This window comes from Lacinutrix sp. MEBiC02404 (assembly GCF_053601575.1).
On sequence record NZ_JBSHNV010000189.1, the window covers coordinates 175,607 to 202,030 of the forward strand.

Here is a 26,424-nt window from a genome sequence, read left to right on the forward strand (position 1 = left end):
ACTTACATTATAAAATATAAAAGCCCTTTTAGAGAAATCTAAAAGGGCTTGTTTTTTGTCATCGGACACTTGTTTCAATATCTATTTCAATTTTCTTTTCCAATATAGAATGTAAATCGTGCCCAGAAGAGAAGGCAAGATCCAAGAAAGGATACTTCCTATTCCTAATCCTGCCACTATAAACGCCGTAATAGATGCTATGAATGCTCCAATCATTTTTCCTACATGATTTGTCAGCCAGCCGTTTTTAGAGCCTCTACAGTTTTTATAGAAGATAAAATCTCTGATGGTTAATAGAAGTCCGAAACCACCAAAAAAGAGATAAAGGATATTTCCTGTGATTCCTTTAAATAAGCCATAAAATCCAAATAAGATCATCGTTATAGAAAGGACTAACATGCCACCCGAAATAATTTTATCTAGTGGTTTTGGAGCTAGCTTCCTTTTAGATTTAAAGGTCAGTATTTGGTTTCCAGAGAGTACTAAATAAATAGTAAATAGACCTATTAAACAAAGAAAGGTGTTTTTGTGATTCGGCAATAATGAAATGGGAATAGAGATTAAAGAACTGATTAACATGCCTATGGAAAATGATTTCCCCAATCTTTTATGTGGAACGCTACCTTTTTTTACCAATATGCTACCTAATCCGGAGATTAACCCTAGTCCGCCAAAAAACGCATGTATGTAAATGAAAATTTTAATTGTTTCTTCCATGAGATCTTGTTTATGATAACAAGGTGAAATTAGGAATAAAATGAAGGGTCTATAAAAGTAAATTTCTGAAGTGTCGTTTTTAAACGATAGAATGTAAAACAACTGTTTTAGTGATGAAGTAGTGTTAAAAAGTACTAGAAACCATTTCATCAAACTTTAAAATAGTAGGAAAACCTTTATTCTTAAAGTAGTCTGTCGGATTCGTTTTAGAAGCCACTAAAACAAAATCTCCGCCCCAAGCACCAAGACTTTTTATGCTTCCGTTAAAGTCCTTAAAAAGCATTTCTTTAACGGGCTTTAATTGTATTATTTTAGCAATGATTTGCTCGTGTTTACCCATTAGTAAATCGAAAGCTTCTAGGGTTTTGCAAGTAATAATAGCTTCGGTTATTTTATTTATGGCTGCAATAGTTTCATCTAGATTAGTAGTGTTCTTTTTGTATTGCGCAATACCATCGCGACTATTTTGTTTTTTGTTTAAATGCACAAAATAGAGATGTTCCTTGAAAATAGGATTAAATAATACGAGGTTAATATTTCTGCTGTCACTCTTAGCTAGTTCGCCGTTATTATGAGTTTGTCGAGAAATCTCCTGATTTAGTTGGTACGTAATTGCATCATCATGTTGCGCACAAGCAATATCATAACCACTGCCACCAAACGTTTTTTCTAAAAGTTGGTAGGCGTCTACTTCAGCCCAATTTGCAATATTATTGATTAATGTAGAAGAAGTGCCAAGTCCCCAGTTTTTTGGAAACTCTAATAGCGTTGTTATTTTGTAGCCTTTCTTGTCCTTTAAAAATTCCGGATTGAGTTGTTGAGTAGCCTGAAGTATTTCTAAAAGTCTGTTCGTTATCTCGTTGTCCTTTTGAGCTGGGCGCGAAATCTCATTATTGTAAATATCAAATGCGGTTTCACACCAAACATTCCCTTTTTCATCGAAACTTTCCCAAATTATTTTAGGCGCTTCAATTTCTTCAACAACTAAACTTTGTCCATATTTTGTTGGTACAGCAAGTGCTAGTGCACCATCCAGAACTACATATTCTCCGGTAAGTAATAATTTTCCGCTGCTATAGAAAGTTTGCATGTATTATTTTTTCAATCTTAAATTATTAAAAGCTTCTACAACGGCACTATGTGTTACGGTGTTTGTTTTAAAATGATGTACAATCGTTTCTTTTTCTGCTTCCGTAGCTTCCATTTGGTTCAAGATATTCATCAAGTGCATTTTCATGTGGCCTTCTTGAATTCCTGTTGTGGTTAAAGAACGTAAAGCACCAAAATTTTGTGCCAATCCAGCTACGGCAACTATTTGCATCAATTCTCTAGCACTTGGTTTATGTAATAATTCTAAAGCCAGTTTCACTAAAGGATGCAAATTGGTTAATCCGCCAACGGTTCCTAATGCTAAAGGGATTTCCATCCAAAAGGTAAATACGCCATTTTCAATTTTAGCATGAGTCAAGCTACTGTATTTTCCGTTTCTAGCAGCATACGCATGCACTCCAGCTTCTACAGCTCTAAAATCATTTCCGGTAGCTAAAACCACGGCATCAATACCATTCATAATACCTTTATTATGTGTAACAGCGCGATATGGTTCTACTTCTGCAATACGAACTGCTTGTACAAACTTTTCAGCATCAAAATCGTCTTTTGGTAAATCTTCTAATTTGCAACTTACTTCTGCGCGAACTAAACAATCTGGAACGTAATTAGACAAAATACTCATTACAATTTCTATGGTGTCTTGTAATTGTTTTTCCGCTTCCGCTTTAAACGTTTTTGCAAACTGCTCTAAACAAGAATTTATAAAATTCGCTCCCATGGCATCTTGTGTTTCAAAGGTTGCATGCAATTGGTAGTAACCAGGGATGGCTTCAGTTTTATCTTTTAAAATAATATCTAAAACACCACCACCACGTTTTTCCATATTCTTGGTAATTGGTTTTACCTCTGTAATAAGTTGTGTTTTAACTTTGTTAAAAAAGCGTTCTAGTGTTTTGAAATCTCCAGAATACATAAAATGTACTTGTCCGATTTTAGTGGTAGAAAGTACCTTTGTTTTAAAACCTCCATGTGCTAACCAAAATTTAGCAGCTTTACTAGCAGCAGCAACGACAGAACTTTCTTCAATGGCCATTGGTATGGTGTGCATTTTGCCATTTATTAAAAAATTAGGCGCAACACCAAATGGTAAATAATAGTTGGTTATCGTGTTTTCTATAAACTCATCATGTAAGTTTTGTAGTGCTATATTGGAATTCCAATATTGCTTTATGATTTTTTTAGCTTCGTCCTTATTTGAAAAATAAGTTTCAACAATCCAATCTATTTTTTTAGATTTAGTTAATTTAGAAAAGCCAGAAATAGGTGCACTCATGTACTATGTTTTTGTAACACAAAGATAGTATTCCCATTTTTAATGGTTTTCATTTAAGTCACTTAAGTTTTTGTAACTTAAAACCGAAGCTATTTTAAGTATTTACAACCTCAATTTACTGTTAATGTTTACGGTTTTTTGCTTATTTTTTAGTAAACTTGACATTCAATTCATAAAATCATTATTTTTAATGCGAACTTTTAAATTCTTCCTATTTAGTTGCTTTTTAATAACAGCGATTTCTACTACCGCACAAACCAAAAATATTTCACTTGAAGATATCTGGAATGGATCTTTTAGAACCGAAAGAATGGATGCTTTGCATTCTATGAAAAACGGACAACAATATTCTGTTTTAAATTTCGATAGAGATTCAAAAATCACAACTATAGATGTTTACGATTATAAGACATTAAGTAAAGTGAATACTTTGGTAAGCTCTTCAGACATTGAAGCGATACCTTATTTTACAGATTATACATTTAGTGATGATGAAACCAAAATTGTTTTAGCTACAGATGTAGAGTCTATTTTTAGACGATCTACACTAGGTAAATTTTATGTGTATGATACCAAAGACGGTTCGGTTAATTTAATAGCTGAAGAAAAAATACAAGAACCAACCTTTTCTCCAGATGCTACTAAAGTGGCTTATGGTTTAAATAATAACTTATATGTGAAAGATTTAGTTTCTGGTACAACGAAACAAATCACTTTTGATGGCGAAAAGAATAAAATTATTAATGGTATTACCGATTGGGTTTACGAAGAAGAATTTGGATTTGTTCGTGCTTTCGAGTGGAATGCCGCTAGTGATAGAATAGCATTTATAAGATTTGATGAAACAGATGTTCCAGAATTTTCAATGGATGTTTACGGTACTGCTTTATACCAAACACAACAAGTTTTTAAATACCCAAAAGCGGGTGAGAAAAATTCGGTTGTTTCTTTGTACTTATACGATTTGAAATCGAATAAAGCTTCCGAAGTAAAATTAGATAAAGCATACAACGATTTTTATATTCCTAGAATAAAATGGACGAATGAAGCAAATGTCTTAAGTGCGCAATACATGAATAGACATCAAAATGAATTGGATCTTTGGATGATTGATGCTAAAAAGGACAAGGCAACTTTGGTATTAGCCGAAAAAGATAAAGCCTATGTAGATGTAACCGATAATCTTACTTTTTTAAAGGATGATAGCTTTATTTGGACTAGCGAAAAAGATGGATACAACCACATTTATCATTATGATAAAAACGGAAAACTTATCAATCAAATCACCAAAGGAAACTGGGAAGTAACCAGCTATTATGGTTTTGATGAAAAAACGAATGCAATCTATTACCAATCGGTAGAAAATGGTTCTATAAATAGAGATGTGTATAGAATAGATTTAAGTGGCATAAATAAAACGCGATTAACCAAAAGCATAGGTACAAATAATGCTTCGTTTAGTGCCGATTTCACTTACTTCATTAATACGTTTTCTAACGCAACAACACCTCCAGAATATACGCTAAACAATGCTGCAACAGGAGATTTAGTAAAAAGTATAAAAGATAATGACGCACTTGCTAAAAAAATATTAGACTATACCACTTCTAAAAAAGAATTTTCTACCATTAAGGTAAATGGTAACGATTTAAACATGTGGATGATTAAACCCGCAGATTTTGATGCTACTAAAGAATATCCATTATTTATGTATCAATATTCTGGCCCAGGATCACAACAGGTTGCAAACCGTTGGAATGGCGCTAATGATTATTGGTACCAACATTTAGCACAACAAGGATATATTGTTGCTTGTGTAGATGGAAGAGGAACAGGATTTAAAGGGGCCGACTTTAAAAAAGTAACACAAAATGAATTAGGTAAATACGAGGTAGAAGACCAAATAGAAGCTGCAAAACAATTAGGAACAAGATCTTATATTGATGCGTCAAGAATTGGAATTTGGGGTTGGAGTTATGGTGGCTTTATGAGTAGTAATGCATTGTTTAAAGGAAACGATGTATTTAAAATGGCTATTGCCGTTGCTCCGGTAACTAGCTGGAGATTCTACGATTCTATTTATACCGAACGTTATATGACTACGCCTCAGGAAAACGCAAGTGGTTATGATGAAAATTCCCCAATAAATCATGTAGATAAATTAAAAGGAGACTTTTTATTAATTCATGGTACCGGAGATGATAACGTACATTTACAAAACACGATGCGAATGGTGGAAGCTTTAATACAAGCAGATAAGCAGTTTGAATGGATGGTGTATCCAGACAAGAACCATGGTATTTATGGCGGAAACACAAGATTGCATTTGTATAAAAAAATGACAAACTTTATTAATGACAAGCTTGGTGATAAATTACCAAAGGCAGAAACGAAAGAAGTACAAAAAAATATTAAAGGATAAACTAACTAACTAACTAACTAACTAACTAAAATAAATAAACATGGAATATAAATTTGGAGGTTCTGCAGAGAACCAGAAAACAGTTTTAGGACATCCTGCAGGATTGTTCGTGCTTTTCTTTACCGAAATGTGGGAACGTTTTTCTTATTATGGAATGCGTGCTTTATTAGTGCTGTTTTTAGTATCTACTATATTAGATGGTGGCTGGGAATGGAGTAGAGCAGATGCATTGGTTCTTTATGGATGGTACACAGGACTGGTTTATTTAACCCCAATTATTGGAGGTTTTATAGCAGATAAATTTATGGGGTATCGAAGAGCTGTTGTTCTTGGAGCCTTTATTATGACCTTAGGTCATGCTTCCATGGCATTAGAAGGAATTACATCTATGTTTTTCTATGCTGGATTAACGTGCTTAATTATTGGAAATGGTTTTTTTAAGCCAAATATTTCTTCCATGGTAGGTCAATTATATAAAACACAAGGAAAAGAGAAAGATGGTGGTTATACTATTTTCTATATGGGAATTAATGCAGGTGCTTTTTTAGGTATCTTATTATGTGGATACATTGGAGAAAATATAGGATGGCATTTTGGTTTTGGACTTGCTGGAATTTTTATGTTTTTAGGAATGTTACAATTTTATTTCACACAAAAGATTTTTGGAAAAATTGGATTATCACCAAAACAAACGGAAGATTTTGAAGAGGTTATAGAACATAGTGTTGAAAAATTAGAGCATGATATTGAAGACGTTGTTGTAGAAGCAGAAAATTCGAAAGTAGTAAGAGATAGAATGTTTGTGATTGGAGTCTTTTCTTTATTTGTAGTGTTTTTCTGGTGGGCTTTTGAACAAGCAGGTGGTTCGATGACCGTTTTTGCAGCAGATTATACCGATAGAGCTTTGGTTGGTAGTGCAGCGATGACTTTTAAAATAGTAAATACCATTATAACAGTAGTGCCAATGTTGGTAATAACCTATGTTTTAGCAATGCTGTTTAAACAAACATTTAGCAAATACTCTTTAGCAAATATTTTATTAGGTTTAAGTTTTGTAATTATTTGGATCATCGTAATTTGGATGTTAAATAGAGAATTTCAATCGGATGCAACAGAAGTTCCTGCATCATGGTTCTCTGTATTAAACTCTTTATTTATTATCTTATTTGCACCATTGTTTTCTAAACTTTGGGAAAGTAAATTAAATCCTTCAGGACCAGTTAAGTTTGCAATAGGTTTACTATTAGTAGGTTTAGGATTTGGAATCTTGGCTTATGGAGCTTCTGCAATTCCGGATGGAGCAAAAACAGCTTCTGTAAGTTTAATATTCTTAGTTGGTGCCTATTTCTTGCATACCATGGGAGAACTTTGTGTTTCACCAGTTGGGTTGTCTTACGTGAGTAAATTAGCACCGGTTAAATTAGTTAGTTTGATGTTTGGTATTTGGTTTACAGCCAATTTCTTTGCCAACCTTTTGGGAGGTTTTACAGGAAGTTATATCGATCCAATTTCAGAAGAATATGGTCTATCCAATTTCTTTTTGATATTTACGGTAATTCCAATAGCCGCAGCTGTAATTATGTTACTATTAAGCCCAATGCTTAAAAGAAAAATGCACGGCATTGAGTAAGCGGTTATTTTTATACTAAAAAGTGAACTAAACTATATATAAATGAATACAGATATTGAAAATCTATTTAAAGACAAAGTAATTGGGCATCCAGCTGGATTATTTGTGTTGTTTTTTACGGAAATGTGGGAACGTTTTTCATTTTACGGAATGCGTATTCTTCTAGTATTATTTTTAACAGCTCCTTTAATAGGTGATAACCCTGGTTGGGAATGGCCAAGAGAACACGCATTGGCATTAATTGGTACCTATGCATCCCTTTTATATTTAACGCCAATTGTTGGTGGTTGGGTTGCAGATAAGATTACTGGGTATAAATGGGCAGTTATAATTGGTTGTTTTATCATGATGCTAGGTCACGCTGCTATGGTTTTTGAAACGCGATTTACGCTGTATTTAGGTTTAGCACTATTGGTTATTGGTACTGGTTTTTTTAAACCTAACGTAACTTCTATGATTTCTGAAATGTATAAAGGCAAAGAATCTAAAAAAGATGGCGCATACACCATATTTTATATGGGTGTGAATGCTGGAGCCTTTTTTGGTATGATGCTTTGTGGTTATTTGGCCGAAAATATTGGATGGTCTTGGGGATTTGGTCTTGCAGGAATTTTTATGTTTTTAGGAATGTTACAATTCTGGTTAGCTAAAGATTTATTTGGACAAATTGGTGAAAAGCCTTCTAAGGTTTATGAAGTAGAATTACCGCAAAATATCAATGAAGTTAGTCCTACAGAACATAATCCAACAGAAGAGAAATTAAACCCTTTCACAGGAGTAGATAAAATTCTAATAATCCTTTCTGCTTTAGGAGGGCTTTTATATCTATTTAATGATCCAATGTCTAAAGTTGGGGATGTGAATCTTTTAGATTTTAGTATTGGTGGTTTAGAAGGTTCTAACGTTACCATTCTAACGGCTTTAGTCTTATTTTTATATTTAATTATTACAAGAATTTCAAGATATTCAAAAATTATAAGAGACAAAATTATTGCAGTTTCTATTTTTGGGGTCTTTACGGTATTTTTCTTCGCAGCTTTTGAACAGTCTTTAGGGTCTATGACTATTTTTGCTAGAGATTATACAGATAGAGTTTTAATAGGTTCTTCTGCAATGATATTTAAAATTGTAGATTTAATTTTAACGGTAGGACCTCTAGCTATTATTACTTGGGTTTTATATTTATTATTCCAAAAAACATATTCCAAAATACCGTTTTCCAATATTATTTTAGCAATCGCATTTCTAGCACTTTGGGGAATAGTAATTTGGAAAGTGAACAGAGAGTTTAGTAAAGACGCAACAGAAGTAGGAGCATCTTGGTTTGGTATTTTAAACTCCTTCTTTATTATTACTTTGGCACCTTTATTTTCTAAATGGTGGGAAAGTAAATACAATCCTTCTGCTGCCATGAAATATGGTTTAGGTCTTATCCTTTTAGGTTTAGGTTTTGGCGTATTAGTTATGGGAACCATGGGAATTGAACAAGGAGCACAAACAGCCTCTGTTAGTATGTTCTTTCTAATATTTGCGTACTTATTTCATACCATGGGAGAACTTTGTATTTCACCTGTCGGATTGTCTTATTTAAGTAAACTAGTACCAGGGAGAATGATTGGTTTTATGTTTGGTATTTGGTATCTAGCAATTGCTATCGGGCAAAAAGCAGCGGGGACAATGGGAGGAATGATTGATAAAATTTCGGAAGAACATGGTTTATCCACTTTCTTTTTAATTTTTACACTAGTACCAATTGCAGTTGGTCTAGTTTCTATAGTTTTAAACCCTATTCTTAAAAGATTAATGCATAACGTGAAATAATTTGTAATTTTGGAATAGTCTTTGAGACTGTAATTCTGAAAATATACAATTCATAATTAAGTTATTTATATACAATGAAAAATTTAGCACTTACACTTTTATTCGCAGTTTTAACCGTTGGATCTATTACTGCACAAGACATTAATTGGGTTTCTTTTGAGGAAGCTTTAGAACTTCAAAAGAAAGAACCTAAAAAAATCCTGATGGACATGTATACCGAATGGTGTGGACCATGTAAAATGTTGGATAAAAATACTTTTCAAAATAAGGAAGTTGCTGCCTATGTAAATAAAAATTTCTATGCAGTAAAATTTAATGCAGAAGGTAATGCTGTTGCGAACTATAAAGGGAAAGAATATACAAACCCTAATTATGATCCGGCTAAAGCAAAGAGACGTAATAGCGCACATCAATTGGCTAGATTTTTTCAAGTAAACGCGTATCCTACTATAGTATACCTAGATGAAAAGGCCGAACTGATTGCTCCTATTAAAGGATATCAAACGCCAGTTCAGATAGAGCTGTATTTAAAGATGTTTGCAAGTGATGACTATAAAGAACTAAGTACGCAAGACGCATTTGATGCATATTATTTAGCATTTAAACCAGAATTTAAAGGTTAGATTTGTCATTCTGAATTTGTTTTAGAATTTAATATAAAAGCTCCCTTTTTGCCAGTTTGGTGAAATGGGAGCTTTCTTTTTTTACAGGTCTTTTCCCATCGTGCTACATACGATTTGTAATTACTGCCATCTGCAATAATGGCTTTTGGTTTTAAAGAGTCAATCAGCCTTTCTAGATTTATTTTTGGCGAATTATGCAATAATACATAATCGGGTTTTATGCTTTTAATGGTATAAATACCAAGGCTATCTACTAATAGAATTTTTTTGTTTTGGAAGAAAAAGAGATCTTGTAATGTGTCTGTTGTAGTAGATTCAACATAGTTTGCTGTAGCAAAAGTGACTAAGGTTTTGTTGCTTGTAATGGAATCTAAATTATGAAAAATCTTCAGCATTTTGTTGCGTTTTAAACCTATAACTGTATTTCTGCTTTTATGAAAAACAATAAAGGCATCCTTGCTATTTTCGTATTTAGTATACATAATTGCTATTTGAAAACTTAATATCGAAAGACATAAAAACACCAAAGAGTAGAAGCTCTTCTTTACATATATTCGTACCAACGCTAAGAGGATTAAATACGAAGTAAGCACATAAAGGATATTAAAAGAAATCCCTTGAAATAGGAACTGTTCTTTACTCGCAATCCATTCAAAAAAAGTATTCATGAAACGTATGATACTTCCGAAGCCATCTGCAATAAATTGAGGCAATGCATGTAATAATGCCAAAATTATAACCAAAATTCCACTTGTTAAAATAATTCCTATCAACGGAATAACCACAATATTAGACAACCAAAACAATCCAGGAAACTGATGAAAATAAAACAAACTAATGGGCAGAACTCCAAATTGTGCAGCGATAGTTACCGTGGTAATTTGCCAAAGCTTGTCCGCTAGCCAAAACCGAGGTTTCCAAATTTTATAAAGTATTGGCTGAATAGCAACAATGGCAAGTACAGCCATATAACTTAATTGAAACCCAACATCAAACAAAAACAAAGGTTTAAATAGTAGAATGAAAAAAATCGAAATTGCCAATGTATTATATATGTTGCTTGGGCGTTTTAAGTGCATTCCAATGGCAACGATACTAAACATAGTTGCAGCTCTAATAATAGAAGCAGAAGCGCCAGCAAGAAGTGCATAGCACCAAAGTAGGATTAGAATGATAATCGTTTTTACCAGTTTGCCCTTTTTTATGCTTTCTAAAGGTTTAAACAGTGTGTTTAGTAGCAGTAGTAAAATCCCAACATGCAAACCAGAAACGGCAAGAATGTGAATAGCGCCAGCATTTACATAATTGGTGTACACACCTGTACTAATACTTTGTCTTTGTCCTAAAATTAATGCGTTAATAATAGATAGCTCGTCGGGTTTAAAAGGATACTTTTTAAGTTGTTTGTTTATTGTATTTCTTAATAAACTAGCATAACCAACTAGCGTGTGTTTGGTATCGCTTACGCGGAATAGATTTTCCGTTCTAGCATATATTTGATGATAGATATATTGCTTTTCTAGATAGTTTTTATAATCGAATTGATTGGGATTCAAAGTCTGTGAAATTTCCTGAAAACCTTCCGTTGTAATTAAGATTTCGTCTACTTCTAGTTTCTTCTGAAGACTATCCTTTTTGATATTTAGTAGCGCTTTCCCGGTAACCGATTCGTCTTCCGCTTTAAGAATATCTACAACATATTTAGTGTTATAATTACCAGGTTTTAAAACTTCCTTTATCCGAAATGTGATTTGCTTTGGTGTGTTTTTTAAATGCGTATAGTGCTTTTTAAAATGTTTTGGATTATGCATATTTGTGCTTACTATTCCAATAGAAATAGTGGTGAAACATACCAAAACGCCAAACCAAATGGTTTTGATAAATTGTTTTCTAGAAAGGAATAGGGAAATAGTTAATAGTAAAAAATGGAGAAGCGCATTATACAAAGACCAGGTTAAAGGAATTACAATGGAATAGGCTAAAACAATTCCTATACATAGACAAGCGCTTAGTTTGATTACGGTAAAATTTAGAATTCGCATATATAAATATAGTAAATAATCTATATTTATAGCGAAAATATTCTACATTATAAAAATGCTACAATATTCGTCTAGCTTGTACATAAGATAAATACCAATAGCGTTCTGCCAGGTTAGAAACCATAACGCCTTTACTTGATGACGCATGAATAAACTCCACATAGCCAACTCTTGCTGTAGTTACAATCCCAACATGGTTTACTTTTCGGCTGTTCTTTTTCGTAGCAAAAAATAGCAAATCACCTTCTTGTACTTCTTTGAGATCTATCCAATCACCAGTGGTAGATAAACCGTGGGTGGTTCTAGGAAGTGTAATGGCTTCTTTTTTAAACGAAGTATATATTAAACCAGAACAATCCATTCCTTTTTTGGTTGTTCCTCCATATTTGTATTTTACACCTTCAAAAGTTTTAGCATAATCTATAATGCTTTCTACATTTGCATTGCTTTTTGTAGTAACAGTATTAGTAGTCGCCGTTTTTGTAGTTGATTTTTTAGGAGTTTTCTTTTTAGTAACTGTTTTTGTTGTTCGTGTTTTTTTGGTAACAACACGTTTGTTTTTACTGGATTTACAAGCGGAAAAGGAAATTAAAAGAATAAGAATTAGGGCAATTTTTTTCATGTACAAATTTAAGTGTTTGGTGATAAAGCTTTATAAATAAGTTTAGCGGTTTTCTCACTTGCACCTCTTCCTCCAAGCTCTTTTTCTAATTCGTAATAGCTCATAAAGAATTTAGTTCTATGGTATTCGTCTAAAATAACGTCTAATTCTTTTTTAAGCCTTTTGGTGTTAAAATCATTTTGAATCAATTCAGTAACCACTTCTTTATTCATAATTAAATTGACCAAAGAAATATATTTTAGTGTGATGATACGTTTTCCAATTTGATAGGAAAGCCAACTCCCTTTATAACAAACAACTTGTGGTACTTTAAACAGTGCAGTTTCTAGTGTTGCAGTTCCAGAAGTAACTAAAGCAGCAGTAGATACGCTAAGTAAATCGTATGTTTTATTAGAAATAAAAGTAACATTTTTAGTGGTTATAAATTGCGAGTAAAAACTATAATCCTGACTTGGTGCGCCAGCAATTACAAATTGATAATCCGGATAGTCGCTAACCAAACTAAGCATTACCGAAAGCATTTTCTTAATTTCTTGTTTTCTACTCCCTGGAAGTAATGCAATTATAGGTTTGTCGTTGAGTTGGTGTTCTTTTCGAAAGGTGTATTCATCTACTTGCGTTCTGTTGGCAATAGCATCAATTAAAGGATGTCCAACAAAATTCACCTTGTAGTTGTGCTTTTTATAGAAATCTTCTACAAACGGAAGAATAACATACATAGCATCTACATATTTTTTTATTTTTTCAACGCGTTTCGCTCTAGACGCCCAAACTTGTGGAGAAATATAATAGTGTGTTTTAAAATGTTGTTCTTTTGCCCATTTCGCGATGCGTAAATTAAAACCAGAATTATCAATAAAAATAACAACATCTGGTTTGTAACTAGCAATGTCTTTTTTGCATAAGCTAATCGCTTTAAATATAGAGTTTATATTTAAAAGTACTTCTGCAAAACCCATGAAAGCTCTTTCTTTGTAGTGCTTTACTAAAGTACCACCAACACTTTGCATAAGGTCTCCTCCCCAGAATCTAAATTCGGCATGTACATCTTCTTTCTGTAATGCTTTCATTAAATTCGAGCCATGTAAATCGCCCGAAGCTTCTCCTGCAATAATGTAATACTTCATTTATATAAATTTAAAAAGAAGGGTTAAGATTGCTATACATATGGTAGCGATAAGTACACCTTTTGCGCGATTATCTTGTTTTCTGCTTAAAAAGAAAAAGAACGCAATAAGGTTTAAAATAGCACCTAAACTGATGAGTTTACCAATAAAATCTTGTGCATTAGCCGTTTCAATAGCTTCCATGAAACCGCCTCCTTGACCTAATACTTTAGTCGCAATAAATAAACCTATAATGTTGGCAATAAAACCAACTACTAACCCAATTGTAATATCTTTTTTCATCTTTAGTTTCCGCGAAAGCGGTATTCTCTTTTTTGTTTTCCACGAAAGTGGCATTAATTTTTTACTGTTTTAGGCTAAAGTCCCACGTGTTTAATTTTTGTATACTATGATGCGCTGTTAAATCAAATTGCACAGGCACCACAGAAATATAACCATTTTGTAAAGCCCATTCATCGGTATCTTCTCCTTTGTCTAAATTAACAAATTTTCCGGTAAGCCAATAATATTCTTTGCCTTGCGGACTAATTCTTTTATCAAATTTTTCGACCCAATTTGCTTTTGCTTGTCTGCAAATTCGTACTCCTTTTATAGCTTTTTTTTCTAGTTTTGGGAAATTTACATTCAAAACAACACCTTCTTGCAAACCATTTTCTAAAACATTTAGTGCAATATTTTTGGCATATTCTTTAATGGCTTCAAAGTCTGCATTCCAATTAAAATCTAATAAGGAAAATCCAATAGATGGTACACCTTCTAATCCTGCTTCAATAGCAGCACTCATGGTGCCAGAGTAAATTACATTGATAGAAGAGTTAGAACCATGATTAATACCAGAAACGCACAAGTCTGGTCTTCGGTCTAATATTTCGCTAATTCCTAATTTTACACAATCTGCAGGTGTGCCAGAACAACTGTATTCTTTTTGGTCGCCATTGTCAATAGTTACTTGTTCTAAATGTAATGTAGAATCTAGAGTAATAGCGTGACCCATTCCACTTTGCGGACTATCGGGAGCAACAACCACAACGTCACCTATGGTATTCATCACTTCAATTAATGCGCGTAGTCCGGGAGCAGTTATGCCATCATCATTGGTTACTAATATTAGCGGTTTTTTTGTCATGTAGCGTCCTTTTTTTTGCTATGCTAAAATACATATTTTATACAGCTTATTCGGCATATTTACGGTTTAACAAAAAATTAGTACCTATTCGTTTTAATTGGCACAGTTTTTTCTTTAAATTAGTGAATTGAGACAAACCCCTAACTTAAGCTATAAAAGCTTAAATTAATTAATGCATTTAGAAAATGAAAAAGAAATATAATGTATTTATCCTACTGCTTTTATTAGCATTTGCATCTTGTAGTTTTACGAGTAAGACTTTTGATGATCCAGATAAAGATAAGCTACTAATACAAGTGATAACTTACGTTTTAGAGCGTGGGCACTTTGACCCTAAAGTTTTAAATGATGAATTTTCATCTGCTGTATATACCGATTATTTAGAGCAATTAGATCCTTTAAAACGTTATTTTTATAAATCAGATATAGAAGAATTTGAAAAATATAAAACAGAATTAGATGATCAACTTAAAGCGTATGATATCGCTTTCTTTAATCTAACGCATGAGCGTTTATTAAAACGTATCGAAGAAACGAAAACAATTTATAAGGATATTTTAAATAAACCTTTTAATTATTCTGTAAATGAAAGCTATAGTTCCGATTATGAAAAATTAGAATACGTTAAGAATAAAAAGCAAATGAAAGAACGTTGGAGACAACAACTTAAGTTTACTACTATTTCTAATTATGATGACTTAGTTACCGAAAATATAAAAAGTGACAAAGAGAAAAAGGCGTTAGCAAAGCTAGAAGAAGAATCTCGTAATGAAACTTTAAAATCTATTGATAATTATTACAATGATTATATAGATGATCAACAACGTAAAGATTGGTTCTCTATTTATGTAAATGCCATTGTAGAAGAATTTGATCCGCACACATTTTATTTTGCACCAGAAGACAAAGATCGTTTTGATCAGCAAATGTCTGGTAAGCTAGAAGGAATTGGAGCAAGATTATCTAAGAAAATGGATAACACTAAAATTGTAGAATTAATTTCTGGAGGTCCAGCTTGGAGAGGAAAAGAATTAGAAGTTGGTGATATTATTCAAAAAGTACGTCAAGAAAATGAAGAGCTAGCGGTTAACATTGTAGGTATGCGTTTAGACGATGCAATTAAACTTATAAAAGGCCCAAAAGGAACGGTTGTTAATCTTACTATTAAAAAAGTAGATGGTACTATTGATGTGATTTCTATTACTAGAGATGTGGTAGAGTTAGAAGAAACCTATGCTAAATCTTCTATTGTAAAGAATAATGATAAACGTTTTGGGGTAATCAATCTTCCTAAGTTTTATGTAGATTTTGAAGATTACAAAAAACGTAACGCTGCAAGTGATATCAAACAAGAAATTGAGCGTTTAAAAGAAGAAGGAATGGAAGGTCTTGTTTTAGATCTTCGTAATAATGGAGGAGGATCTTTACAAACCGTTGTAGATATGGCAGGTTTGTTTATTAAAGATGGACCAATAGTGCAAGTACGATCTACTGGAGAACCAAAAGAAGTTTTAAAAGATAAAGATAAATCGATCAGTTGGGATGGACCATTGGTGATTTTAGTGAATGAGCTTTCGGCATCTGCTTCAGAAATATTAGCAGCAGCAATGCAAGATTATAAAAGAGCTATTATTATAGGTAGTAAACAAACCTATGGTAAAGGTACTGTTCAAAATGTATTGGATTTAAATAGAATGGTGCGTAATAACTCGCAAGGAGATTTGGGAGCTTTAAAACTTACTACACAGAAATTCTACAGAATTAATGGAGGTTCTACTCAATTAGAAGGAGTGAAGAGTGATGTTGTTGTTCCAGATAGATACAGCTATATTAATGTTGGCGAAAAGGATCAAGAAAATCCATTACCTTGGGATAAAATTGAAGCTGTAGATTATACTTTTTGGGATAGTTATTTCGATTACGATTCTACCATTAAAAAGAGTCAGGAACGTATGAGTAATAATGCCCAGTTAAAGCTAATTGAAGAGAATGCAAAATGGGTAAAAACTAGAATGGATGAAAATTCACACGCTTTAAACTATACTGCATACAAGCAAAAAATAGAATTAACAGAAGAAGAAGCAAAACGATTTGATAAAATATCAGAATATCAAACAAATCTAACCTTTGAGTCTTTACCTTACGAAAGTGAATTGTTTGCAACAGATTCTATTTTAAAGGATAAACGCGATAGATGGCACGAAAGTCTGAGTAAAGATGTTTATATGGAAGAAGCATTACATGTTTTAGAAGATTTGAAAATGTCTTACAGCATTGAAAAAGTAGCTGCAACAGTAAAAGACTAAATAAATTCATGAGTAGTAATACCAACTCATTAAGTGCATTAGCGCTCCAAAAATTTAAAAGCAATTTTTGGGGCGTTTTTAGTTTCTGGTGTATCGTGTTAATTGGCTTAATATCCGTTTTTGCTTACGCAATAGCTCCAGATAATTCGCAATATGCAAACCAGATGCATTTAGCAATACATTCCAAAAGACCAGGGTTTAAAGTGCAAATGCTAACCATTCCTTCGACGATTAAAAACGAACAAGGTTTTTTAGATACGCTTTTCTTCGGAAGAAAAAATACAGAAACTGAAATTCCTATTTCCAGTTATACTATAGAGCAAAATAGTTTAATCTATACAGAATATGCTTCCGATGGATTAATTGGAGCAAACAAAACGATAGATTTTGAGCAATTAGATGCTGCCAAATTAAAATCATTAATTGCAACAAAAACCTTTCTTTTCGGAACCGATAAGTACGGAAGAGATCTGCTAAGTAGAATATTAGTAGGCGCGAGAATTTCGTTTTTTATTGGCTTTGTAGCTGTTTTTATATCCCTATTTATAGGTGTTTTCATGGGAAGCGTTGCTGGGTATTTTGGCGGTAAAGTAGATGCTTTTATTATGTGGATCATTAATGTAACTTGGTCTATCCCAACGTTATTATTAGTGATTGCAATTACATTGGCTCTAGGTAAAGGTTTTTGGCAAGTCTTTATTGCTGTAGGTTTAACTATGTGGGTAGAAGTTGCTAGAGTGGTAAGAGGTCAAATAATTAGCGCTAAAGAAATGCAATACGTTACTGCTGCAAGAGCTCTAGGTTTTAATGATTTTAGAATTATTACCAGGCACATTTTACCAAATATAATGGCGCCAGTAATTGTGATTTCGGCAGCCAATTTTGCAGCAGCTATTTTAATAGAAAGTGGTTTAAGTTTTTTAGGAATTGGAGCACAACCACCAATGGCAAGTTGGGGTGCAATGATTAAAGATCATTATAATTATATTATTCTAGGAAAGCCTTATTTAGCGTTAATACCAGGATTGTGTATTATGACTTTAGTGATGGCTTTTATGCTAATTGGTAATGCACTTCGTGATGCACTGGATGTTAAGAATTAATTAGTTTATGGTAGCAGTTGCAGTTTTTAGAAATAAGTTATTCAACTTCAACTTCAACTTCAACTTCAACTTCAACTTCAATCCAGCTCCATGTTCGCATTCAAAGAATCTATATACTCCAAAACTTCCTCTTTACCAACATCTTTAGATGAAGAAGTAATAAAGTAGTTAGGCACTTCTTCCCAAGTTTCTAAAAGAATTTTCTTGTAATCTTCTACATGGTTTTCTATAGCCTTAGGTTTAAGTTTATCCGCTTTTGTGAAAATAATAGAAAACGGAATGCCATTTTCTCCCAACCATTTCATGAAATCTAAATCTATTGGTTGTGGTTTGTGTCTAATATCTACTAAAACAAAACCAGTAACTAGCTGTTCGCGTAAAGCAAAATACTGTGTTATAAATTTCTGAAAAGTCTTTTTTGCAGATTTAGAAACACGAGCATAACCATAACCTGGTAAATCTACTAAGTACCATTCTTCATTAATTAAAAAATGATTTATAAGCTGCGTTTTTCCTGGTCTACCAGAAGTTTTTGCAAGGCTTTTTCTGCTAGTAAGCATGTTGATAAGCGAAGACTTACCTACATTACTTCTACCAATAAAAGCGTATTCCGGAATGTTTTTGGTTGGGCATTTTGCAACATCAGAGTTACTCAATACAAATTCTGCAGATTTTATTTTCATGGCGATAGCATTTCCGTGAAAACGGAAGTCTCATTAAATTAATACTAAAAGCTCAAAGGTAAAGACATCCATGTAAGTTACCAAAATAGTTATGGTAAAAGAATAAGGGTCTTTATATATACGCTAATTTGCTTTAGAACTTTCTGTCCTCTAACCAATCATTAAGAATTTGGTTGAAGGTTTCTGGATGTTCCATCATGGCAGCATGACCGCATTTGTCGATCCAGAATAAATCAGAATCCGGTAACAAAGCATTAAATTCATCAGCAACTTCTGGAGGAGTAACAGTATCGTTTTTTCCCCAAATAATACAAGTAGGTACTTTCATTTGTGGTAAATCACTAGCCATATTATGTCTTATCGCACTCTTTGCAATTGCTAATGTTTTAATAAGTTTGTTTCTGTCGTTTACCGTATCGTAAACTTCATCCACAATTTCTTTGGTTGCTACAGCAGGGTCATAAAAAACATCTTGTGCTTTCTTTTTTATTACCTCGTAATCGCTACGTTTGGTGTAGCCTCCGCCCATGGCACTTTCGTATAAACCAGAACTTCCTGTAATTACAAGCGCTTTAACTTTTTCAGGATACAGTTTTGTATGATATAAACCAATATGTCCACCTAACGAATTCCCTAATAAAATCACATTATCTAAGCCTTTGTATTCAATAAAGTCATGTAAATATTTTGCAAAAGTTTTTACATTCGTTTTTAGTAAAGACATGCTGTAAATTGGCAACTCAGGAATAATAACCTTGTATCCTTTTTTGCTAAAATGCTTAGTAACCGCTTCAAAGTTGCTTAATCCTCCCATAAGTCCATGAAGTACAATTATAGGATTACCTTCTCCTATCTCAATGTAGCTGTAATCCTTCTCTTTTTTTAAGCGATGCATCATGAATTAGTTAATCATTTCTATGAAAAACAAATATAGTTAATTCATTCAAATTATAACAACTTAAATAAAAACACTGAAAGAGTTTCTTAAATGAGATGTTAACAATCGTTTTTAAGTTTTTTACCCACAAGTTAACCCGCTGTTAGTTAGTGGTTCTTGGGCTTTAATTGTTTTTGTAATCGAAATAATGCTTCGTTTGGTCGAAAATTTATTAACAATGTGGTAAATAGTGGTAAATAGTGGTAGAATTTTCAATATATTTGACTCTTAATCGTTTTAACACGTAAAAGTTACAGTGAACTCATTAATAGGAACATACGAATGCAAGGTAGACGCAAAAGGAAGGCTTATGCTTCCTGCTGCGCTTAAAAAGCAGTTGTCTCCGGTGTTGCAAAATGGATTTGTGCTTAAACGAGCAGTTTTTCAGCCTTGTTTAGAGTTGTATCCAATGAGTGAATGGGAGGCTTTGATGACTAAAATGAATAAACTTAATCGTTTTAAAAAGAAGAATAATGATTTTATAAGACGATTTACCGCAGGAGTTAAAATAATTGAGGTAGATGCGACAGGACGATTATTGATTTCTAAAGACCTGGTGGCTTTTGCAGATATAGCAAAAAACATAGTGGTTTCTTCAGCAATTAATATTGTGGAGATTTGGGATAAAGATAAATATGAACAAACCATTGATGATGCAGCTGTAGATTTTGCAGATTTAGCAGAAGAGGTAATGGGACAAGACGATGAAGAAAATGGAATATCATAACCCAGTTTTATTGAAAGAAACCGTGGACGGTTTAAACATTGTTGAAGATGGTGTTTATGTGGATGTCACTTTTGGAGGTGGAGGACACAGTAAAGAAATATTAAAAAGACTTGGAGTAAACGGAAAGTTGTATGCTTTTGATCAAGATCCAGATGCGCTTGAAAATACTATTGATGATGCTCGTTTTACGTTAATTCATGAGAATTTTAGACACATGAAGCGCTTTTTAAGGTTTTATGGTGTGAAGGAAGTAGATGGTGTTTTGGCGGATTTCGGAGTTTCATCACATCAATTTGATGTTGCAGAGCGTGGTTTTTCAACCAGATTTGAAGCGGATTTAGATATGCGTATGAATCAGAAAAGCGAAATTTCTGCATATCATGTAGTTAACGATTATGAAGAAGAGCGATTGAAGCAAGTGCTTTTGCAATATGGCGAATTAAGGCAAGCTCCGGCAATGGCTAAAGAAATTGTAGAGCAAAGAAAAGAGTCGCCAATCATAACTAGTGATCAATTAAAAAAAGTATTAAAAAGCTTTTTACAGCATAAAAAAGAAAACAAGGTTTTAGCGCAGATTTATCAAGCTATTCGTATTGAGGTGAATCAGGAAATTGAAGCTTTAAAAGAGTTTTTATTGCAAATGCCAGAGGTTTTGAAGCTTAATGGTCGTTTGAGCTTTATATCGTATCACTCTTTAGAAGATAGATTGGTAAAGCGTTTTATTAGAAATGGTTTGTTTGAAGGGGAGCCAGAACGCGATATGTTTGGAAACTTTGAAGTGCCTCTTAAAAAAGTTGGTGGTTTAATAGTGCCAAGTAGAGAAGAGGTAAAAATAAACAATAGAGCAAGAAGCGCTAAACTTCGTATTGCTAAAAAAGTATAAATAAGTATCGCCCCTCGCGTTGGTTGCGATGGAAATGTGTTTTCGTGGAAAGCACATTGTAAAGCAAAACGAGAGGTCTCAATAGAAAAGAAATAACTTAAACAGATGGATTACCGCTTTCGCGGAAACCGAAGATGAAAAAAAATATCTATAGCATATTAAAAGGAAGGTTTCTCGTTAGCGATGATGCCTTTAAAAACTGGAAAATGATTCTATTTATTTCTGGTTTGGCTATAGTGATGATTGCGAGTTCGCATAGTGCAGATAAAAAAGTACATGAAATTGCAAAACTAAATAATCATGTTAAAGAGCTTCGTTCTGCTATGATAGATGGCAGGGGAAGACTCATGAAGCTTAAAAAAGAGTCGTTTTTAGAAGGAGAAATGGCAGGGAAAGGAATTGCTATATCAGAAGTTCCACCAAAAAAAATAAAAGTTAAATCACAAAAAGAATAGTTCCATTTTGGCAGCAAGCGAAAAGAACATATTAAACCGATTGTATTTCATAGCAGGATGTATGTTCATCTTCGCTCTAGCAGTTGTGTTTAAACTTTTGACTATCCAGTTTGTGCAAGGGGACAAGTATAAAGCATTAGCGCAAAGTAGAACAATTAAGCCCGTGCCAATTCTTGCAAACAGAGGAAATGTTTATTCTGTAAACGGAAATTTATTAGCAACGTCTGTGCCTAAGTACGATATAAGAATCGACGCTATTACGCCTTCCGCTAAAACCTTTGAAGAAAATTTAAAACCTTTGAGTCTGGCACTTTCAAAATATTCAGGAAAGCCAGCTTCGTATTATCAAAAAGAACTCCGTAAAGCAAGAGCAAATAGAAATAGATATTACTTATTGGCTAGAAATATTGGGTATTCCGATTATATTAAGTTTCGCAATTTCCCAATGTTAAAACTTGGTGCTTTTAAAGGTGGTCTTATTGTAGAGCAAACTACAAAACGCGAGCATCCAATGGGAGGAATTGCAGAGCGTACCATTGGTTATGAGCGTACAGATGAGGATGGAAATGTTACTAGACCAGGAATTGATGGTGCTTTTGGAGTGAAATATTTACGTGGCACAGATGGTTTGCGTTTAAAGCAAAAAATAGGAAAAGGACAATGGAAGCCTATTGTAGATTATGACCAAGTAGAAGCTAAAGATGGTTATGATGTGTACACAACAATAGATGTAAATATTCAGGATATTGCACATCATGCCCTTTTAAAACAATTAGAGTATTACGAAGCAGAACATGGTTGTGTGGTTGTAATGGAAGTGAAAACAGGGGAAATTCGAGCGATTTCTAATCTTGGTAGAACAAGTAAAGGTAATTATTACGAAAAACTAAACTATGCTGTTGGGGAGTCTCATGAACCTGGATCTACATTTAAGGTGATGGCTTTAATGGCTGCTTTAGAAGATAAAGTTATAGATACATCTACGGTTGTAGATACAGGAAATGGAAGAAAACGATTTTACGGAAGAACGATTAGCGATTCGCATCGTGGTGGTTTTGGTAAAATTTCGGCAGCAAGGGCTTTAGAGGTTTCTTCAAATATTGGTTTGGCTACTATTGTGGATGATAACTATTCCGAAAATCCAGAGAAATTTCTTAAAAGGTTACGAAAATGGAAATTAGATCAGCCACTGGGTATTTCTATTATTGGCGAAGGTAATCCTGTAATACCAAGACCAGGAGATGCTATTTGGAGTAGAAATGCATTGCCATCTATGGCTTACGGTTATAATATGCAATTAACGCCATTGCAGACTTTAGCTTTTTATAATGCTATTGCTAATGATGGCGAATTGATAAAGCCTAGGTTTTTAAAAGCGGTAAAAGAATTTGATAGAGAGATTGAAGTCTTTGACAAAGAAGTGATCGTGGATGAGATTTGTTCTGCGGAAACACTTGCTCAAATGAAAGATATTCTAAAAAATATTGTGGTTAGAGGAACAGGAAAGAAGTTGTATTCTGAAACTTTCTCCATGGCTGGAAAAACAGGAACGGCAAGAACAGATTATGCTAATAATGAAGAGTGGAAGAGGAATCCTAAATACATTTCTTCTTTTGCAGGATATTTTCCAGCGGAAAACCCTAAATATTCTTGCATCGTAGTTATTCATAAACCAAGTACAAAAGTCGGCTATTATGGAGCAGATGTAACGGGGCCTGTATTTAAGCGTATTGCGCAAAAAATATTTACAGATACGCCAATTGTAGATGAGGTAGAATCTTTAGAGGTGCAAAATGCTTCGGTAGATAAGGAATACCAAGGGTATTATAATACGGCGCAAACCTATAAAACAATTATGCCGAGTGTTATCGGTTTGCCTGCAATGGATGCTATTTCCTTATTGGAAAATATGGATGTAGATGTGCAAGTAAAAATATCAGGTTCTGGTATTGTTAAAAAACAATCGGTAGATAAAAACACCAAACTTAAAAAGAAACAAACTATAGTTTTAGAAGCATCGTGATAGATTTTAAAGACATATTATATAAGGTAAATATCAATGCGGTTGTTGGTAGCACAAACGTGTACATACGAAACATAGATTTCGATTCACGTAAAATTGCTATTAATGATGTCTTTGTTGCTATTAAAGGTTCTCTTGTAGATGGTCATGACTATATTGATATTGCGATAAAGCAAGGAGCAATGGTTGTTGTTTGTGAAAAAATGCCACACAATCTGAATGCTAAAGTGACTTATGTGCAAGTGGAAGACGCAACAAAGGCATTGGCAATTATGGCGAATAATTATTATGGTTCTCCTTCTAAAAATTTAAAGCTTGTTGGTGTTACGGGAACGAACGGAAAAACTACTATAGCAACCCTTTTGTATCAGTTGTTTAAAAATGCTGGTTACAAGGTTGGTTTGCTTTCCACAGTAAAAGTGATGGTGGATACTAAAGAATATAAGGCAACACATACAACGCCAGATTCTTTAACGATCAATCGCTATTTAAAAGAAATGAATGATGAAGGCGTTGAGTTTTGCTTTATGGAAGTGAGCTCGCATGGAATTCATCAAAATAGAACAGAGGCGCTTTATTTTGAAGGCGGAATTTTTACGAACCTATCCCACGATCATTTAGATTATCATGACACGTTTGCGGAATATCGCGATGTGAAAAAATCCTTTTTTGATAATCTTCCGTCGGAAGCATTTGCACTTGTGAATGTGGATGATAAAAATGGAATGGTGATGCTTCAAAATACGGCAGCTAGAAAATATACGTATGCTTTAAAAAGTTATGCGGATTATAGAGCGCAAATTTTAGAGAATCAGTTTAGTGGTTTGTTGCTTAAGGTGGAAGATGCTGAAGTTTGGACAAAACTTATCGGAAAATTTAACGCTTATAACGTATTGGCAATTTATGGTACTGCGGAATTATTAGGATTAGAAAAAGGTGAAATCCTTCGTTTAATAAGTGAATTGGAAAGTGTAAGCGGAAGATTTCAGTACTTAATTTCAGAAGAAAAGATCACGGCAATTGTAGATTATGCGCACACTCCGGATGCTTTGCAAAACGTGTTAGAAACCATAAATAGTATTCGTACAAAAAACGAAGAACTGATAACGGTTGTTGGTTGTGGAGGCGATAGAGATAAAACTAAAAGACCTAAAATGGGAAATATAGCTTCTGCTTTAAGTACTAAAGTGATTTTTACAAGCGATAATCCTAGAAGTGAAGTTCCAGAAACTATTATAGAAGAAATAGAAGCAGGAGTGGATCCTGTAAACTTTAAAAAAACCATGTCGATTGCAGATAGAAAACAAGCTATCAAAACAGCATGTCAGCTAGCAAAAGCAAACGATATTATATTAATAGCTGGGAAAGGACATGAAACGTATCAGGAAGTTCATGGTAAACGTCATGATTTTGATGATTATAAAACCGTGCAAGAGTTTTTAAAACAATTGCAAAAATAAATCTTGTCATTCCTGCGAAGGCAGGAATCCATAAAAAATAATAAAAAAAATAATAAAAAATAGTATAAATGCTGTATTACCTATTTGAATATTTAGAAAAACATTACCAGTTTCCAGGAGCTTCACTTTTTGGGTTTATAACCTTTAGAGCAGCTGTGGCTATACTAATATCTCTATTGTTTTCTACCATATTTGGTAAACGCATTATTCGTTTTCTACAAAAACAACAGGTAGGAGAAACGATTAGAGATTTAGGTTTAGAAGGGCAAGCAGAAAAAGCAGGAACACCAACTATGGGAGGAATTATTATCATTCTTGCTACGTTAATTCCAGTCTTACTACTTGCAAAGCTAGAAAATACATACATTATTTTATTAATTGTTACCACGTTATGGATGGGAACTATTGGTTTTATTGATGATTATATCAAAAAATTTAAAAACGATAAAGAAGGTTTAAAAGGAAGATTTAAAATTTTAGGTCAAGTTGGTTTGGGTATTATTGTAGGTGCTACTTTATACTTTAGTCCTAATGTGACTATTAAAGAGAAACTTCCTGTAGCGCAACAACAAGAGATTTTAGCGGAAAACCCAAATGCTTTACCAGGAAAGTTTTTTGCAGCAGAAGAGCAATCCACTAAAACAACAATCCCTTTTGTAAAAGGAAATGAGTTTGATTATGCCGATTTAATTACATGGATAAATCCAGAATGGGGAAAATATGCTTGGATTATTTTTATCCTTGCTTCTATTTTTATTATCACAGCCGTTTCTAATGGTGCAAATCTTACCGATGGAATTGACGGACTAGCAGCAGGAACTTCAGCTATAATTGTACTAACCCTCGGGATTTTTGCCTTTGTGTCTGGACATATTGTGTTTTCAGATTATCTGAATATTATGTACATACCAAGAATAGAGGAAATTACTATTTATATCGCTGCATTTGTTGGAGCGTTAATTGGTTTTTTATGGTACAATGCCTATCCAGCACAAGTGTTTATGGGAGATACTGGAAGTTTAACTATTGGCGGAATTATTGCTGTAATTGCAATTGCCGTTAGAAAAGAATGGTTAATCCCCGTTTTATGCGGAATATTTTTAGCAGAAAATCTCTCTGTAGTAATGCAGGTAAGTTGGTTTAAATACACCAAGAAAAAATATGGTGAAGGACGACGCATTTTTAAAATGTCGCCTCTACATCATCACTATCAAAAATCGGGATATCACGAAAGTAAAATTGTTACCAGATTCTGGATTATCGGAATCTTATTAGCAATTGTATCTATTGTAACACTAAAAATTAGATAGTTTTTGTTATTCCGCGCTGAA

General features: G+C 33.4%; 22 protein-coding genes. 12 read left to right on the top strand and 10 right to left on the bottom strand.

All coding sequences use genetic code 11. The features are described 5' to 3' along the window. Positions 1 to 81: 81 nt before the first annotated feature. The 3 genes from ACVCXO_RS11640 to ACVCXO_RS11650 form a co-directional block, all read right to left on the bottom strand. Complete coding sequence (locus ACVCXO_RS11640; protein WP_452229759.1) at positions 82 to 717, bottom strand: hypothetical protein; 636 nt, start codon at positions 715 to 717, stop codon at positions 82 to 84. A 124-nt stretch (positions 718 to 841) separates the two neighbouring features. Continuing rightward, the gene (locus ACVCXO_RS11645; RefSeq protein ID WP_452229760.1) at positions 842 to 1,807 is read right to left on the bottom strand and encodes a GYDIA family GHMP kinase; all 966 of its coding nucleotides are present in this window, start codon (positions 1,805 to 1,807) and stop codon (positions 842 to 844) included. Between the two features lie 3 nt (positions 1,808 to 1,810). Next, the gene (locus ACVCXO_RS11650) at positions 1,811 to 3,103 is read right to left on the bottom strand and encodes a hydroxymethylglutaryl-CoA reductase, degradative (RefSeq protein ID WP_452229761.1); all 1,293 of its coding nucleotides are present in this window, start codon (positions 3,101 to 3,103) and stop codon (positions 1,811 to 1,813) included. Between the two features lie 190 nt (positions 3,104 to 3,293). Here ACVCXO_RS11650 and ACVCXO_RS11655 point away from each other — a divergent pair, with 190 nt between their 5' ends. The 4 genes from ACVCXO_RS11655 (at position 3,294) to ACVCXO_RS11670 (ending at position 9,599) form a co-directional block, all read left to right on the top strand. Next, positions 3,294 to 5,525 carry a S9 family peptidase gene (locus ACVCXO_RS11655; RefSeq protein WP_452229762.1) on the top strand — a complete coding sequence of 744 codons (2,232 nt, stop codon included), beginning with the start codon at positions 3,294 to 3,296 and terminating at the stop codon, positions 5,523 to 5,525. A 40-nt stretch (positions 5,526 to 5,565) separates the two neighbouring features. Beyond that, complete coding sequence (locus ACVCXO_RS11660; protein ID WP_452229763.1) at positions 5,566 to 7,155, top strand: peptide MFS transporter; 1,590 nt, start codon at positions 5,566 to 5,568, stop codon at positions 7,153 to 7,155. 42 nt (positions 7,156 to 7,197) lie between these two features. Beyond that, positions 7,198 to 8,976, top strand: coding sequence for a peptide MFS transporter (locus ACVCXO_RS11665; protein ID WP_452229764.1), 1,779 nt, complete (start codon positions 7,198 to 7,200; stop codon positions 8,974 to 8,976). 74 nt (positions 8,977 to 9,050) lie between these two features. Then, the gene (locus ACVCXO_RS11670; protein ID WP_452229765.1) at positions 9,051 to 9,599 is read left to right on the top strand and encodes a thioredoxin family protein; all 549 of its coding nucleotides are present in this window, start codon (positions 9,051 to 9,053) and stop codon (positions 9,597 to 9,599) included. A 5-nt stretch (positions 9,600 to 9,604) separates the two neighbouring features. Here the strand turns inward: ACVCXO_RS11670 and ACVCXO_RS11675 are convergent, their stop codons facing one another. The 5 genes from ACVCXO_RS11675 to surE form a co-directional block, all read right to left on the bottom strand. Beyond that, the gene (locus ACVCXO_RS11675) at positions 9,605 to 11,641 is read right to left on the bottom strand and encodes a ComEC/Rec2 family competence protein (RefSeq protein ID WP_452229766.1); all 2,037 of its coding nucleotides are present in this window, start codon (positions 11,639 to 11,641) and stop codon (positions 9,605 to 9,607) included. A gap of 58 nt (positions 11,642 to 11,699) precedes the next feature. After that, complete coding sequence (locus ACVCXO_RS11680) at positions 11,700 to 12,263, bottom strand: C40 family peptidase (RefSeq protein WP_452229767.1); 564 nt, start codon at positions 12,261 to 12,263, stop codon at positions 11,700 to 11,702. 8 nt (positions 12,264 to 12,271) lie between these two features. Beyond that, positions 12,272 to 13,390 (bottom strand): lipid-A-disaccharide synthase, encoded by a 1,119-nt coding sequence (lpxB, locus tag ACVCXO_RS11685; protein WP_452229768.1) that lies wholly within the window; start codon positions 13,388 to 13,390, stop codon positions 12,272 to 12,274. After that, the gene (locus ACVCXO_RS11690; RefSeq protein WP_452229769.1) at positions 13,391 to 13,672 is read right to left on the bottom strand and encodes a hypothetical protein; all 282 of its coding nucleotides are present in this window, start codon (positions 13,670 to 13,672) and stop codon (positions 13,391 to 13,393) included. A 61-nt stretch (positions 13,673 to 13,733) separates the two neighbouring features. Next, complete coding sequence (gene surE / locus ACVCXO_RS11695; RefSeq protein ID WP_452229770.1) at positions 13,734 to 14,516, bottom strand: 5'/3'-nucleotidase SurE; 783 nt, start codon at positions 14,514 to 14,516, stop codon at positions 13,734 to 13,736. Between the two features lie 185 nt (positions 14,517 to 14,701). Between surE and ACVCXO_RS11700 the strand changes: the two genes are divergently transcribed. Beyond that, a complete protein-coding gene (locus tag ACVCXO_RS11700) occupies positions 14,702 to 16,822 on the top strand; it encodes a carboxy terminal-processing peptidase (protein ID WP_452229771.1) in 2,121 nt (706 codons plus the stop codon). Between the two features lie 8 nt (positions 16,823 to 16,830). Then, complete coding sequence (locus ACVCXO_RS11705; RefSeq protein WP_452229772.1) at positions 16,831 to 17,925, top strand: ABC transporter permease; 1,095 nt, start codon at positions 16,831 to 16,833, stop codon at positions 17,923 to 17,925. A gap of 77 nt (positions 17,926 to 18,002) precedes the next feature. Here the strand turns inward: ACVCXO_RS11705 and yihA are convergent, their stop codons facing one another. Beyond that, positions 18,003 to 18,608 carry a ribosome biogenesis GTP-binding protein YihA/YsxC gene (yihA, locus tag ACVCXO_RS11710; RefSeq protein WP_452229773.1) on the bottom strand — a complete coding sequence of 202 codons (606 nt, stop codon included), beginning with the start codon at positions 18,606 to 18,608 and terminating at the stop codon, positions 18,003 to 18,005. A 133-nt stretch (positions 18,609 to 18,741) separates the two neighbouring features. Then, the gene (locus tag ACVCXO_RS11715) at positions 18,742 to 19,506 is read right to left on the bottom strand and encodes an alpha/beta fold hydrolase (RefSeq protein WP_452229774.1); all 765 of its coding nucleotides are present in this window, start codon (positions 19,504 to 19,506) and stop codon (positions 18,742 to 18,744) included. Positions 19,507 to 19,801: 295 nt separating this feature from the next. Here ACVCXO_RS11715 and mraZ point away from each other — a divergent pair, with 295 nt between their 5' ends. The 6 genes from mraZ (at position 19,802) to mraY (ending at position 26,403) form a co-directional block, all read left to right on the top strand. Continuing rightward, positions 19,802 to 20,272 carry a division/cell wall cluster transcriptional repressor MraZ gene (mraZ, locus tag ACVCXO_RS11720; RefSeq protein WP_452229775.1) on the top strand — a complete coding sequence of 157 codons (471 nt, stop codon included), beginning with the start codon at positions 19,802 to 19,804 and terminating at the stop codon, positions 20,270 to 20,272. Then, the gene (gene rsmH / locus ACVCXO_RS11725) at positions 20,259 to 21,155 is read left to right on the top strand and encodes a 16S rRNA (cytosine(1402)-N(4))-methyltransferase RsmH (protein ID WP_452229776.1); all 897 of its coding nucleotides are present in this window, start codon (positions 20,259 to 20,261) and stop codon (positions 21,153 to 21,155) included. The genes mraZ and rsmH overlap by 14 nt, the downstream gene beginning before the upstream one ends. Positions 21,156 to 21,289: 134 nt before the next feature. Further along, complete coding sequence (locus ACVCXO_RS11730; RefSeq protein ID WP_452229777.1) at positions 21,290 to 21,610, top strand: FtsL-like putative cell division protein; 321 nt, start codon at positions 21,290 to 21,292, stop codon at positions 21,608 to 21,610. Positions 21,611 to 21,671: 61 nt separating this feature from the next. Next, positions 21,672 to 23,633 carry a penicillin-binding protein gene (locus ACVCXO_RS11735; protein WP_452229856.1) on the top strand — a complete coding sequence of 654 codons (1,962 nt, stop codon included), beginning with the start codon at positions 21,672 to 21,674 and terminating at the stop codon, positions 23,631 to 23,633. Next, positions 23,630 to 25,093 carry a UDP-N-acetylmuramoyl-L-alanyl-D-glutamate--2,6-diaminopimelate ligase gene (locus ACVCXO_RS11740; RefSeq protein WP_452229778.1) on the top strand — a complete coding sequence of 488 codons (1,464 nt, stop codon included), beginning with the start codon at positions 23,630 to 23,632 and terminating at the stop codon, positions 25,091 to 25,093. Before ACVCXO_RS11735 ends, ACVCXO_RS11740 begins: the two co-directional genes overlap by 4 nt. Before the next feature lie 68 nt (positions 25,094 to 25,161). Continuing rightward, positions 25,162 to 26,403, top strand: a complete 1,242-nt coding sequence (gene mraY / locus ACVCXO_RS11745) for a phospho-N-acetylmuramoyl-pentapeptide-transferase (protein WP_452229779.1) — start codon at positions 25,162 to 25,164, stop codon at positions 26,401 to 26,403. Positions 26,404 to 26,424 lie beyond the last annotated feature (21 nt).